This is a genomic window from Geodermatophilus sp. SYSU D01105 (assembly GCF_054050095.1).
Genome location: NZ_JBJGYR010000035.1, coordinates 1 through 12820, shown reverse-complemented (window position 1 = coordinate 12820; position 12820 = coordinate 1). Strand labels below are relative to the sequence as shown.

Annotated in this window: 11 protein-coding genes and 1 pseudogene; 9 read left to right on the top strand and 3 right to left on the bottom strand. The window is 76.2% G+C overall.

What is annotated here, in order from left to right:
- Positions 1–155 precede the first annotated feature (155 nt).
- Positions 156–1097 (top strand): bacteriorhodopsin, encoded by a 942-nt coding sequence (locus tag ACI79I_RS22940; protein WP_456994630.1) that lies wholly within the window; start codon positions 156–158, stop codon positions 1095–1097.
- Between the two features lie 6 nt (positions 1098–1103).
- Positions 1104–2093, top strand: a complete 990-nt coding sequence (locus ACI79I_RS22935; protein ID WP_456994629.1) for a beta-carotene 15,15'-dioxygenase, Brp/Blh family — start codon at positions 1104–1106, stop codon at positions 2091–2093.
- Here ACI79I_RS22935 and ACI79I_RS22930 read toward each other — a convergent pair.
- The gene (locus ACI79I_RS22930) at positions 2042–2497 is read right to left on the bottom strand and encodes a GNAT family N-acetyltransferase (protein WP_456994628.1); all 456 of its coding nucleotides are present in this window, start codon (positions 2495–2497) and stop codon (positions 2042–2044) included. The genes ACI79I_RS22935 and ACI79I_RS22930 overlap by 52 nt on opposite strands.
- Before the next feature lie 137 nt (positions 2498–2634).
- Between ACI79I_RS22930 and ACI79I_RS22925 the strand changes: the two genes are divergently transcribed.
- The 6 genes from ACI79I_RS22925 to ACI79I_RS22900 all read left to right on the top strand — a co-directional run bounded on the left by ACI79I_RS22925 (position 2635) and on the right by ACI79I_RS22900 (position 8978).
- On the top strand, positions 2635–3657 hold the full coding sequence (locus ACI79I_RS22925) for an iron ABC transporter substrate-binding protein (protein WP_456994627.1): 1023 nt from the start codon (positions 2635–2637) through the stop codon (positions 3655–3657).
- A 191-nt stretch (positions 3658–3848) separates the two neighbouring features.
- Positions 3849–5246 carry an ABC transporter permease gene (locus ACI79I_RS22920; protein ID WP_456994626.1) on the top strand — a complete coding sequence of 466 codons (1398 nt, stop codon included), beginning with the start codon at positions 3849–3851 and terminating at the stop codon, positions 5244–5246.
- Positions 5247–5268: 22 nt separating this feature from the next.
- Positions 5269–6315, top strand: a complete 1047-nt coding sequence (locus ACI79I_RS22915) for an ABC transporter ATP-binding protein (protein ID WP_456994625.1) — start codon at positions 5269–5271, stop codon at positions 6313–6315.
- Between the two features lie 259 nt (positions 6316–6574).
- On the top strand, positions 6575–7447 hold the full coding sequence (locus tag ACI79I_RS22910; RefSeq protein WP_456994624.1) for an aldolase/citrate lyase family protein: 873 nt from the start codon (positions 6575–6577) through the stop codon (positions 7445–7447).
- A complete protein-coding gene (locus tag ACI79I_RS22905) occupies positions 7444–8298 on the top strand; it encodes an NAD-dependent epimerase/dehydratase family protein (RefSeq protein ID WP_456994623.1) in 855 nt (284 codons plus the stop codon). Before ACI79I_RS22910 ends, ACI79I_RS22905 begins: the two co-directional genes overlap by 4 nt.
- Entirely contained in the window at positions 8295–8978 is a 684-nt protein-coding gene (locus tag ACI79I_RS22900; RefSeq protein ID WP_456994622.1) for a glycosyltransferase, read from the top strand. The genes ACI79I_RS22905 and ACI79I_RS22900 overlap by 4 nt, the downstream gene beginning before the upstream one ends.
- A gap of 275 nt (positions 8979–9253) precedes the next feature.
- On the opposite strand, the gene ACI79I_RS22895 is transcribed toward ACI79I_RS22900, so the two are convergent.
- Positions 9254–10696 (bottom strand): hypothetical protein, encoded by a 1443-nt coding sequence (locus ACI79I_RS22895; RefSeq protein WP_456994621.1) that lies wholly within the window; start codon positions 10694–10696, stop codon positions 9254–9256.
- Positions 10697–10782: 86 nt separating this feature from the next.
- Between ACI79I_RS22895 and vsr the strand changes: the two are divergent.
- Positions 10783–11175, top strand: a pseudogene (gene vsr / locus ACI79I_RS22890) (DNA mismatch endonuclease Vsr); the annotation flags it as partial.
- A gap of 78 nt (positions 11176–11253) precedes the next feature.
- Here vsr and ACI79I_RS22885 read toward each other — a convergent pair.
- Positions 11254–11781, bottom strand: coding sequence for a DUF6328 family protein (locus tag ACI79I_RS22885; protein ID WP_456994620.1), 528 nt, complete (start codon positions 11779–11781; stop codon positions 11254–11256).
- Between the last annotated feature and the right edge of the window lie 1039 nt (positions 11782–12820).

Genomic DNA, 12820 nt, shown 5'->3' with positions numbered 1-12820 from the left:
CGGCCCGGGTGGGCGCCGGCGACCCCGGCGCCCACCCGGGCCGGCGTTCGACCGCGGTCCCCGCCGCGCCGAGGGGTTGGGGCGGATGCCCTGACGGGTAGCCCGGGGGAAACCCACCTCGCCCGGAGTCGCCCGTGGATCCCTCGGACCCGCCCGTGCCCGAGTTGCAGACCATGCCACTGGGCCTCTACGACGTGGTGCAGCTGGCCATCCTCGGCGCCGGCTTCGCCCTGTTCGCCTACTTCCTCTACTCCTGGGCCAGCAAGGACGAGGTCTCCGCGCGCTACCGGCCCTCGTCGTACGCAGCCCTGTGCCTGGCCGCGGTGGCGACGGTGGCCTACCTCGTCCTCTACCTCGACTGGGACGGCGGCTTCCGGCTGGAGGGCGGCGTCTACGTGCCGACCGAGGAGGCGCGGACGACCGAGGGCACCCGCTACATCGACTGGTCGGTCACCGTGCCCCTGCTGACGGTCGAGTTGCTCGCCGTGTGCTCGGTGGCCGGTGCGGCCGCCCGGCGCCTGCGGTTCAGCACGATGGCCGCGGCCTTCCTGATGATCGTGACCGGGTACGTCGGCGCCCAGGTCGCCGACCAGGGCCGCGATCGGCTCTCCCTCGTCGTGTGGGGACTGGTCAGCACGGCCTTCTTCGCCTACCTGTACGTGGCGCTCATCGGGGCGGTCCGCCGGTCCCTGCCGACGATGGGGCCCGAGGCCGCGGCCAGTCTGCGCAACGCCACGATCGTCCTGCTGGGCAGCTTCGGCATCTACCCGCTGGTGTACGCGGTGCCGGTCTTCGCCGACGTGACCCCTGCCTGGTTCACGGCCATGCAGGTCGCCTACTCGGTCGCCGACGTCATCGCCAAGATCGGCTTCGGCGTCCTCGTCCACAAGGTCGCCAAGCTGCGCACCGCCGAGGACGTCGCCGCCGGCGCGGACACCCACCCGGAGCCGGTGTGGTCCAGCCACGTGCACAAGAGCGACGGCGTCCTCCCGGAGCTCGGGCGGGTGTCCCCGGAGGTGCTCGACCGGCTGCGCCGCAACGGGGAGCGGGAGGTCCGGGCGGGAGAGGTGGGCGCGCCCCGTACGCGGGACTCCTGACCGGTCGTGGCCACCCGGACGGCGCCCTCGCGGCCCCGGCGTCGCACGCCGCTGGAGGTCGGGACGATCGGGTCCCTGACCGCCGTCGTGGTGGCGCTCGCCCTCGGGGTCGTCGCGCCCGGTGCGGTGGAGTCGCACGCGGAGGCGGTGCTGGTCGCCGGCCTGCTCCTGGCGCTGCCGCACGGCGCGGTCGACGCCCTGCTGCTCGGCCGCGCGCGGGGTCGCACGGGACGGCGCCGCGTCGGGCCCCTGGCCGGGTACGCGGTGCTCGCCGTCCTGACCCACCAGCTGTTCCAGGCCGCGCCCGGGCCGGGCCTCGCCGCCTTCGTCGCCGTCTCCGTCTGGCACTTCGGCAGCGGGGAGACCGCGGTCGCCGACCTCCGCGCCGGCAGGGGAGTGCCGCGGCGGGTCACCGCCGCACTGGTCCTCGGCTCGGTGGTGGTCCTCGTCCCGCTGGCACGGCCGTCACCGGAGGCGGCCGCACTGGTCGCCGCCGTGGTCCCCGGTCACCCGGAGGGCCGTCCGCTGCTGCCCCCGGCCGTCGTCCCCGTGGTGACCGGTGCTGCTGTGCTGGTGATCGCGCTGTTGCTGCTCCGGCGGCGCCGGCTGGAGGCGCTGGAGGCGGCGGTCCTGCTGGCGGTGGCGCTCGTCCTCCCACCCGCTGCCGCGCTCGGCGTGTACTCCGGCGTCTGGCACGCTCCCCGGCACGTCGCCCGGCTCGTGGCCGGCGACCCCGCCGGCGACCCGGCCGGCGCGCTGTTCCGCCTGGCCCGGTCGGCAGCCCTGCCGACGGCCACCGCTCTGGGGGCGCTGCTCGCGCTCTGGGTCACCGCGAACGGTGCGCGGGGCCTCGCGGTCCCGCTGCTGCCCCTGCTGGCCGCGCTCACCCTGCCGCACGCCCTGGTCGTCGCGTGGCTCGACCGCACCGAGCGCACGGCCGGTGCTCAGGAGGCCTCCCGGCGCATCGGCACGTGCGGGATGCCGTCCTCGACGTAGCCGGGACCGCTCCTCCGGAAGCCGAACCGCTCGTACCAGCCCTCCAGGTGGGCCTGCGCGCCGAGGGTGATCGGGAAGCCCTCGCACAGCGCGATCCCGGCCTCGATCAGCTCGGCCGCCAGCCCCTGACCCCGGTGGCCCGCCGCGGTCGCCACCCGGCCGATCGCCCGGGTGGCGCCGTCGTCGAGCACCCGGACGGTCGCCGCGACCTCGCCGTCCACCTCGTGCCACAGGTGGACGGTGCCCGGCTCGACGTCCCGGCCGTCCAGTTCGGGGTACGGGCACTGCTGCTCGACGACGAAGACGTCGACCCGCAGCCGGCACAGCGCGTAGACCTCGAACGGGGTGAGCTCGGCGAACCGGGCGGTGCGCGGGCGCGGTCGGACAGCGGAGGGCTCGGGCATGGCCCAGTTGTAGCCCACCCGACCCGGCCCACCGCGGGGCTCCCCGTGGTACACCTATCGGTCAGGTTTGCCTTGCCTTGCCTTGCCTTGCCTTGCCTTGCCTCGCCTTACCTCGCCTACCTGCCGGAGGACCGCACGTGACCAGGCCCGGGCGGGCGACCGCCACCCTCGCCTCCGCCCTGACCGCCGCGGGCGTGCTCGCCGGCTGCGGCTCCGACGAGGGCTCTGGAGGAGAGGCGCTGACCGTCTACAGCGCCCAGCACGAGAGCCTGGTCCGAACCATGCTCGAGGACTTCACCGCGGAGACCGGCATCGAGCTGGAGTTCCGCGACGCGAACGACGCCGAGCTGGCCAACCAGATCGTGCAGGAGGGCGAGGCCTCGCCGGCCGACGTCTTCCTGACCGAGAACAGCCCGTCGATCGACATCCTCGACCGCGAGGGGCTCCTGGCGCCCCTCGACTCCTCGACCCTCGAGCAGGTGGGCGAGCAGTACCGGCCGGAGTCGGGCAACTGGACCGGCTTCGCCGCCCGGTCGACCGTGCTGGTCTACAACCCCGCGCAGCTGCCCGAGGCCGAGCTGCCGGCGTCGATCCTCGACCTGGCCGAGCCCGAGTGGGCGGGGCGGATCGGCATCGCGGCCGGCGGCCCCGACTTCCAGGCGATCGTCAGCGCCGTCCTCGCCCTGCGCGGGGAGGAGGCCACCCGCGCGTGGCTGGAGGGCCTGGAGCGCAACGCGTCGGTCTACCAGAGCAACACCGCGGTCATGGTCGCCGCCGACGAGGGCGAGATCGACGCCGGCGTGATGTACCACTACTACTGGTACCGCGACCAGGCCGAGAACGCGCTCAAGGGTGATGACGCGGCCCTGCACTACTTCCGCAACTCCGATCCCGGCGCCTTCGTGAGCGTCTCCGGCGCGGGCGTGCTGGCCTCCACCGACCAGCCGGAGGAGGCCCAGCAGCTGGTCGCCTACCTGACCAGCCCCGCGGCCCAGGAGCGGCTGGCCCGCAGCTCGGCGCTGGAGTACGCCGTCGGCAACGGCGTTGCCTCCGCCGAGGCGCTGCCGCCGCTGGCCGACCTGCAGGCTCCCGACGTCGACCCCGGCTCGCTGGACCAGCAGCGGGTCACCGAGCTCATGCAGGAGGTGGGGCTGCTCTGAGCGCCCCCGCAGCACCGGTCGCCGGCTCCGGGACCCGGCCGGTCCCGGGGCCCGCCCGCGCGCGCCCGGGCCTGCGCCGCACCCCGGTCCTGCTGCTGCTGACCACGGCCGTCGCGGTCCTGGCGCTGCTGCCGCTGGGCTACATCGCCGCCTCCACCGTCGACGTCGGGTGGAGCGGCATCCGCGAGCTGGTGTTCCGGCCGCGGGTGGGGGAGCTGCTCTGGAACACCGCCCGCCTGGTCGGCGGCACGGTGCTGCTGTGTGCCGTCCTGGGGGTCGGCGCCGCGTGGCTCGTGGAGCGCACCGCGCTGCCCGGACGGCGGGTCTGGCACGTGCTGCTCGTGGCGCCCCTGGCCGTGCCGGCGTTCGTCACCAGTTACGCCTGGATCTCGCTGCTGCCGGGCCTGGACACCTACTTCGGCGCGCTGCTGGTCGTGACCCTGTCCTACTCCCCGTTCGTCTACCTGCCGGTGGTGGCCGCCTTCCGCGGCCTGGACCCGGCGCTGGAGGAGACCGCGCGCGGGCTGGGGCTGTCGGGCTGGGCGGTGTTCCGGCGGGTGCAGCTCCCGCAGCTGCGGGTCGCCCTGCTCGGCGGCAGCCTGCTCGTCGCCCTGCACGTCCTCGCCGAGTTCGGCGCGCTGCAGATGCTGCGGTACCCGACCTTCACCACCGCCATCTACGACCAGTACCGGGCCACCTTCAACGGGCCCGGCGCCACGATGCTGGCCGGCGTCCTCGTGCTGCTGTGCCTCGCGCTGCTGCTCGCCGAGCTGCGGCTGCGCGGCCGGCGCGGCTACGCGCGCACCGGCGCGGGGGTCGCCCGACCGGGTCGGCCGGTGCGGCTGGGCGCGCTGACCGGCCCCTCGCTGCTGGCGCTGGCCGCCCTGGTCGGGCTGTCGCTCGCGGTGCCGCTGGCCAGCCTGGTCACCTGGCTGGTCCGCGGCTCCTCCACCGGCCTGGACCCGGCGTCCCTGGCCACCACCACCGGGACGACGCTGGGGCTGGCCGCCGCGGCCGCCGTCGTCACCACGGCGATGGCGCTGCCCACCGGCTGGCTCGCCGTCCGGGCGCGGGGCCGGGTCGCCACGCTGCTGGAGCGCAGCACGTACCTGGGCAGCTCGGTGCCGGCGATCGTCATCGCGCTGGCGCTGGTCACCCTCGCCATCCGCGTCACGCCGTGGGTCTACCAGACCGTCCCGGTGCTCCTGGCCGCCTATGCGATCCTCTTCCTGCCGCGGGCGATCGTGACCGTGCGGGCCGCGGTCGAGCAGTCACCGCGGATCTACGACGACGTGGCAGCCTCGCTGGGGTCCTCGGCGACCGACCGGCTGCGGCGGGTGACGCTGCCGCTGCTCGCGCCGGGCATCGGAGCCGGTGCCGCGCTGGTCTTCCTGGCCGTCGTCACCGAGCTGACCGCGACCCTGCTGCTCGCACCCACCGGGACGACGACGCTGGCCACGGCGTTCTGGTCGGCGAGCAGTGCCCTGGAGTACGGGGCGGCGGCGCCCTACGCCGTCGTCATGGTGCTGCTCTCGGCACCGGCCACCGTGCTGCTCTCCCGCGATGCCCGACGAGGACTGACGACCTGATGCCGACCGAGGACCCTCCCGCATGAGCTCCCTGACCGTCACCGGCCTGACGAAGTCCTACGGCACCACCTCGGTGTTGACCGGGGTGGACCTGCACGTGCCCGAGGGCGGGTTCACCGCGCTGCTGGGGCCCTCGGGGTGCGGGAAGACGACGCTGCTGCGGCTGGTCGCCGGGTTCGACGACCCCGACGCCGGGACGATCGAGGTGGGGGGCCGGCAGGTGGCTGGTCCCGGTCGCGGCGTGGCCGCCCGCCGCCGGCGCATCGGGTTCGTGCCGCAGGAGGGTGGTCTGTTCCCGCACCTGACCGTCGCCGGCAACGTCGCCTTCGGCCTGCCCCGCCGGCAGCGCCGCGACGCCGGGCGGGTGCGCGGGCTGCTGCGGCTGGTCGGGCTGGACGGCGGCCTCGCCGAGCGCTCTCCGCACCAGCTCTCCGGCGGACAGCAGCAGCGGGTGGCGCTCGCCCGCGCGCTGGCCCCCGAGCCCAGCCTCGTGCTGCTCGACGAGCCGTTCTCCTCCCTGGACGCGTCGCTGCGCGAGGAGACGCGGCAGGCGGTGGCCGACGCGCTCGCCGCCGCAGGCGCGACCGCGGTGCTGGTCACCCACGACCAGGCCGAGGCGCTGTCGATGGCCGACGAGGTGGCCGTGCTGCGCGGCGGCCGGCTGGTGCAGCTGGCCGATCCGCGGACGCTCTACCGCAGCCCGCGGGACCTGGACGTCGCCACGTTCGTGGGGGAGTCGGTGGTCCTCGACGCCGAGGTCCGCGGCGGCCGGGCGCGCTCGGCGCTCGGCGACCTCGTGCTGGGGGATGCCTGCCCCGACGGTCCGGCGCGGGTGCTCCTCCGTCCGGAGCAGCTCCGGCTCGGCCCCGCGGACGAGGGGCCGCGAGCCCGCGTCCGCGGCGTCGACTTCTTCGGCCACGACGCGCGGGTCCGGCTGGAGCTCGCCTCGGGGCTGACCCTCAGCGCCCGGCTGGAGGGCTGGGACCTCCCGTCGGCGGGGGACGAGGTGTCGATCCGCGTGGTGGGTGCCGCGCTGCCGTTCCCGGCCGGACCGGCCGCCGTCGTCTGACGCCGTCCGGAGCATCGCAGCGAGCGGGCCGAGCCGACAGCGAGTGAGCATCGCCGCGAGCGCCAGCGAGCGAGGAGCGGAGCGAGCGCGGAGGTGAGGAGCCGGCGGAGCGAGCGAGGAGCGGACCGGCGGCGGAAGGCGACGATCCTGACCGTCGGCTGACGCCGTCGTGCGCCGCCCCGGGGATCGTCGTCTGACCTCGCCGGATGCGGCGCCCTCCGAGGCGCCAGGATGCATTAGGCATGCCTAAGCTCACCCCGTGGACCTCTTCCTCTTCACGGTCGACGCGGACTGGGGAGCCGACGTGGTGGCCGCCGGCGCGGCCGGGATCGTCGTCGACTGGGAGCGCCGCGGGAAGCACCGCAGGCAGCGGGGGGAGGGCACCCAGATCAACGCCGACACGCCCGCGGACCTCAGCCGCGTGCGGGCGGCGACGTCGGGCCGGCTGCTGTGCCGACTCAACGGCTTCGGCCCGTGGACGCCGGGCGAGGTGGACGACGCCGTCGCCCGCGGCGCCGACGAGCTGCTGCTGCCGATGGTCCGCACGCCCGAGGAGGTCGACCGCACCCTCGACCTGGTCGCCGGTCGCTGCGGCCTGGGCATCCTGGTCGAGACGCAGGACGCCGTGGCGCGCACCGCGGAGCTGGCCCGCCGGCCGCTGTCGCGGGTCTACGTGGGCCTCAACGACCTGCGCATCGACCGCCGCTCGGACTCCCTGTTCGCGCCGCTCACCGACGGGACCGTCGACACCGTCCGCGCCGCGGTGCCCCAGCCCTTCGGCGTGGGCGGGCTGACCCTCCCCGGGGGCGGCTTCCCGGTCCCGGGCCGGCTGCTGGCCGCCGAGCTGGTCCGGCTGGGCACCGACTTCACCTTCCTCCGCCGGTCCTTCACCGCCGACATGGCCGGCCGGGACCCCTCGGTGGAGGTGCCCCGGCTGCTCGCCGCCCTCGACGAGCTGGGCCGGGCCACGCCGGCAGAGGTCGACGAGCGGCGTGCGGCCTTCGTCGCGGCGGTCACCGGCGTGCCGGCCGTCCCGGCGCAGGCCGCTCCCGCGCCGCCGGGAGCTGCTGTGCCGGTGCAGGTGGCCGCCGGGCCGGTGCCGGGCGGCGTGCCGGTGACCCAGCCGGCATGAGGGCTGTGGTGACCGGGGCCGGCGGCTTCGTCGGGCGACACCTGGTGACCCGGCTGCGCTCCGACGGCTGGTCGGTCGTCGGGCTCACCCGCACCGACGTCGACCTGACCGACCCGGACGCCGCGGCGACCGCCGTGCGCGCGGCCGACCCCGACGTCGTCTTCTCGCTGGCCGCGGGCCGGGGCAAGGCGACGCCCGCGGAGCGGGCCGCCACGGTCGCGGTCAACACCAGCCCCTGGCTGGTCGACGCGCTGCCCGACCGCTGCCGGGCCGTGGTCCGGCTGGGGTCGTCGACGGAGTACGCGGCCGGCCCGGCGCCCCTGACGGAGGGAGCCCCCCTGCGCCCGCGCGGCTTCTTCGGGGCCACCAAGGCGGCCGGGTCCCTGCTGCTGCAGGCCGCGGCGGCCGAGCGCGGCGTCCGGGCGGTCGTGCTGCGCGCGTTCCAGGTCTACGGCCCCGGCGACCACCCCACCCGGCTGGTCCCGGTCGTGCTCGACGCCGCCCGGAGCGGCGCCGTGGTCCCGCTGCCGGCCCGCGTCAGCCGCCGGGACTGGGTGTGGGTCGGGGACGTCGTCGACGCCTGCGTCCGGGCCGCACTCGCCGACGACCTCCCGCCGGGGCAGGTGCTCAACGTCGGCACCGGCCGGCAGACCTCCACCGAGGAGCTCGTCGAGGTGGCCGCGCGGGTCACCGGGCGGCCGATCGCCACGGCACCCGGCGCCCACCCGGGGCGGGAGTGGGACAGCGACTGCTGGGTCAGCGACCCGTCCCTCGCCGCGGCACGGCTCGGCTGGCGGCCGACGGTCGACCTCGCCGAGGGGCTGGCCCGCACCTGGGCCGCGGGCGCATGAGCTCCACCGGACCGCGCGTCGCCGTCGTCGTCCCCGTCTACCGGAACGAGGCGACGCTGGAGCCGCTGGCCGAGCGGCTCGCCGCCGTGCTCGCCGAACGGGACTGGCGCCTGCGGCTGGTCATCGACGCCTCGCCCGACGACAGCGCGCGGGTGGCGTTCGCGCTCAGCTCCGCCGATCCACGGATCGCCGTCACCGGTCTCACGGTCAACGGCGGGCAGCACGCGGCGCTGACCCGCGGGCTGGCCGCCGAGCCCGCCGCCGACGTCTGGGTGTGCATGGACGCCGACCTGCAGGACCCGCCCGAGGCGGTGCCCCGGCTGCTGGACCGCCTGGCGGTCGGTGACGTCGAGGCGGTCTTCGCCGGACGCCGCGGCGAGTACGAGTCGCGGCTGCGCAGGCTGACCGGGACGGCGCACCGCCGGCTGGCCGCCCGGCTCACCGGCCTGCCCCCGGACGCCGGTGCCTTCCTCGCCATGGGGCCCCGCGTGCGGGACGCCGTCCTCACCGCGGAGGCGCCGAGCATCGTGCTCGCCGTCGGGCTGGCAGGGCTCCCGGTGACCAGCGTGCCGGTGCCCCGCGACCGCCGTCCGGACGGCCGGTCGGCGTGGACCGCCCGCGCCCGGCTGCGCCAGTCGGTCCGGTCGCTGCTCTGGGCGGTCCGCGACCGCCGCCGCTGAACCGGTCGCTGCTCGGGGTGCCCGCCGCCGCTGACCCTGGCCGACCTGGTGGTGCGACGTGCACCACCTGATCGAGTGGATCCACGGCGGACCGACCAGCCTCGACAACAGCGCCCTTCTGTGCGAGCGGCACTCGCACCTGTGTCCACGCCGGGTTCCGGATCCAGCGACGACCCGACGGCCGATGGCGCACCCGGCGACCCGACGGCACCGAGATCCACACCGGCCTGGCCCTGCCCGCCGCAGCTTGAGGGCAGGAGCGGATGTGCGGCGACCTAGCGTTCCCAGACCTGGAGGACGAGGTCGGTCTTGGTCGCCGGGAAGGCGTACTCGGCGGTCATCCGCATCCCCGCGGACTCGAGGATCCCGTCGTCGTCCGTGGGGACCGGCTCCCCGTCGATGATGCGGCGCACCAGCCAGACGCGGGCCGCGTCGGTGGGGGCGTCGTCCGGCGGGAGGACGACGTCGGGGCGCAGCTGCGGCGCCGCCGTGCGGACGTAGTGGTCCAGCCCGGTGGCCGACCGCTGGTCCGCGGCCACGACCGGCTCTCCGGCCCGGTGCCCCTCGGCGATCAGGGCCACCACCTCGTCCGCGCGCTCCCGCGGCTCGCGGTCGGCCAGGGACGCACTGGCCAGCAACGAGCAGGCCACGAGCAGCCCGGCCACCGGTGCACGCGCGGCCCGTGGCACGGTCAGCGCTCCCGCCGCCGCCAGGACGCCGAGGCCGAGCAGGCCGGCGAGCAGGTAGCGGGGGAGGTACACCGGTCGCACCAGCTCCGCGACCAGCAGGAGCAGGAGCGGCACGAGCACCCAGCAGGCCCCCACGACCCGCACGCCGACGGCCCGCACGGCGCCGAGCACGGCCAGCCCGACCGTCAGGTACAGCAGTGGCCCCCGCCCGCCGGCCCAGGCCTCGACGGCCTGGTTCGCGAGTGTGCCGCCGGTGTCGCGCAGGTGCTCGGCGTTGCGGGCTCCGGTGCCGTTGAGCAGGTTGACCAGCACCAGCCCGACGGTCGGCAGGACGGCGGCCGCCCCGATGAGCAGGACCGGCAGGGCCCGCCGCCCGCGCAGCAGCAGCGCGGCCACGACGAAGGCGGCCAGCACGGTGACCGCGTACCAGTGCATCAACCCCATGGCGGTGCCGGCCAGGCCGAACAACAGTCGCCCGCGCGGCGCCTCCTGCAGCCACCGGACCAGTCCCAGGGCGGCTCCACCGGTCGCCAGCACCGCCAGCCCGTAGCTGCGCGCCTCGACGGACTGCTCGAGCACCAGGGGAGCGGCGGCCAGCACGGTGCCCGCCAGGACGCCGGTCGCCCGCGTGGTCAGCCGGCTCACCGCTCGGGTGACCAGCGCGATCCCGCCGGCGGTCGCGAGCAGCGACAGCACGCGCAGCGACGTGTCCCCGCCGACCCCGGGCAGCGACAGCCAGGCGTGCACGACGAGGTAGTAGGGCGCGTTGTAGGAGGGCGGGACGTCGACCAGATAGCTCGTCGTCCCCCTGCCCTCGACGACCGCCGCGAGGATCTCCCGGAACGGCAACCGGCCGACCTCCGCCGTGAACAGCTCGTCGAACCACAGTCCGTGTCCGGCGGCCAGGAGCACCGTGCCGAGGAGCGCGACGAGCAGTGGCGGGAGGAGCTCGACCGCCGACCACCGCACCCGGTCGGGCACCGCCGACGGCGACGGGGGCGCCTGCTCCCGGGCCGCCGTCGCGCTCACACCGGCAGGTTAGGCGAGCCTTGCCGGCCGCCGGCCCATCCCGCTCCCGTCAGACCCCGCGCCTACCGTCCGGCCGAGGAGGTCACATGCCGGAGGACGACACGGCAGAGCGGCCGGTCCCCGGCCCGGGTCCCGCACCGGCGGCGTCGGACGAGGTCGTCGCCCGGCGCTTCCGGCGACAGCCGCGCCGTGACACGGCGCACGAGATGGCGGTCCGCCGACGGCTGCACGCGCGCGGCGTCCGCTACCGGGTCGATGTCCGGCCCTGCCCGCAGATCCGGGCCCGCGGCGACCTCGTGTGGAAAGGGCGGCGCCTGGTCGTCTTCCTCGACGGGTGCTTCTGGCACGCCTGTCCGACCTGTGGCCACACGCCCCGGGCCAACCGCGACTGGTGGGCCCGCAAGCTGGCCGGCAACGTGGCCCGGGACCGCCGCGCGGACGCGGTCCTGCGCGCGGCCGGGTGGCGGGTCCTGCGCTTCTGGGAGCACGAGGAGCCGGACGCGGTCGTGGAGGAGATCTGCCGCGCCCTGGACACCGGTCGGGAAGCGCGACAGCCGTCAGTCCTGCAGGTCGTCCTGCCGCTTGTGCGCCCGCTGCCAGAACGGGACGGCGATCCACCACCACACCAGGAGGAGGGCGACCACACCGCCGGTGACCCATGCCTGCGTCAGGTCGAAGACCACGTCGGTCACCAGCAGCACCGCCGATGAGATGGCCAGCGCCAGCACGATGAGCCCGGCGAACGCCGACCGGTGGCTGCGCCGCAGCAGGTTTTCTTTGTCGTGCTGACGGAACAGCACCCGGTGTTGCGCGGCCGGGGCGATGAGCAACCCGGTGGCCACCGCGGCGGCCAGCAGGGTCACGAAGTAGACGTCCCGCTGGAACTCCGTGAGCTCGTCGCCCCCCTGCTGGAACGGCACCACCAGCAGGAAGGCGAAGAGGAACTGCACCCCGGGGAGCGCCACGCGCAACTCGTTGAGCAGTTCGATCAGCTCGCGGTCGATCCGCTCCTTGCGGGTCTCCTTCGGTTCACCGTCGCTCTCGCGCCCGGGACGGCGTGCCGGGCTCCGCTCCGTGTCGACCATGCCGCTCACCGCTCTCCGCCGTTCACCCGCCGTTCAAGTGGGGTGGGGTACTTCCACCGACGCGGCCCGGGTATGCGCATGACGTCCGCGACGGAGCGACGAGAGGTGACCGGGCATGTCGATGTGGGCGCCGATGGAGGCAGGGGGCGGCAGTGGCGAGGACGGCGGCGGGATCCCCGCTGCCGACCCGGGGGGGGGGGGGGGGGGGGGGGGGGGGGGGGGGGGGGGGGGGGGGGGGGGGGGGGCCGCCGCCCGCCCCCCCGCCCCCGCCCCCCCCCCCCCCCCCCCCCCCCCGGCCGAGGGTTTCGGGATCGGCGGGGAGGAGCCCGACCGGCCGGAGGAGGGGCGACCGTCGGCGGACGACGGCGGGCAGCACGCCGATCCGCCGTTCCGGACCCCCGACCCCGACGACGTCTCCCGCCGGGGCTGACCTCGCCGGTCACCCCCGGCGGTTGGATCGGCCGACGCCAGCAGACGCGGGTCACTCCGGCCGACCAGCAACGCTCGATGGGTCACAGGGTGCGGGCGGTCACCGACCCGGGCGGTGGTGGCCCCGTCGACCGGGTCGTAGCGGTTCGCGGCCCAGGAGGCGGCGCCGGCCGCGGCCAGGTCGCCCAGCGTCACCGCCGGAGCCGACCGGGTGCTCCCGGGCGTGCCCCCACGCGTCAGGCGCCCAGCGGCGGAACCTCGCGACGATCCGCGCGCGCCCGGTCGGACTCGGTCGACCACATCCGCGGGCCGGCCAGGACCGGGGAGATGGTCAGCGGCCCGGGCAGCGCGGTCCGCGCCAGGCCGAGCAGGCGCACAGCGGCCCGGCGACGAACACCCCGACCCGGTGGACGGACGCCGGGCCGGGCTCCCGGCGGATGCGGTCCGCCACGACCTCGGCCGCCCCGGCCGCGGCGTGCCGAGCCCGTCGGTGCAGTTCGGGGCAGCGGTGGGGGGGGGGGGGGGGGGGGGGGGGGGGGGGGGGGGGGGGGGGTGCGGGCTGGGGTGTGGAGCGACCGCCCAGCCGCTCTTCGCTCCCTAAGGCCCCCCT

Excerpts from the sequence above, each read along its gene's own strand:
- ACI79I_RS22905 (WP_456994623.1), top strand. The coding sequence starts at position 7,444 with ATGAGGGCTGTGGTGACCGGGGCCGGCGGCTTCGTCGGGCGACACCTG.
- ACI79I_RS22885 (WP_456994620.1), bottom strand. The coding sequence starts at position 11,781 with ATGGTCGACACGGAGCGGAGCCCGGCACGCCGTCCCGGGCGCGAGAGC.
- ACI79I_RS22915 (WP_456994625.1), top strand. The coding sequence starts at position 5,269 with ATGAGCTCCCTGACCGTCACCGGCCTGACGAAGTCCTACGGCACCACC.
- ACI79I_RS22900 (WP_456994622.1), top strand. The coding sequence starts at position 8,295 with ATGAGCTCCACCGGACCGCGCGTCGCCGTCGTCGTCCCCGTCTACCGG.
- ACI79I_RS22930 (WP_456994628.1), bottom strand. The coding sequence starts at position 2,497 with ATGCCCGAGCCCTCCGCTGTCCGACCGCGCCCGCGCACCGCCCGGTTC.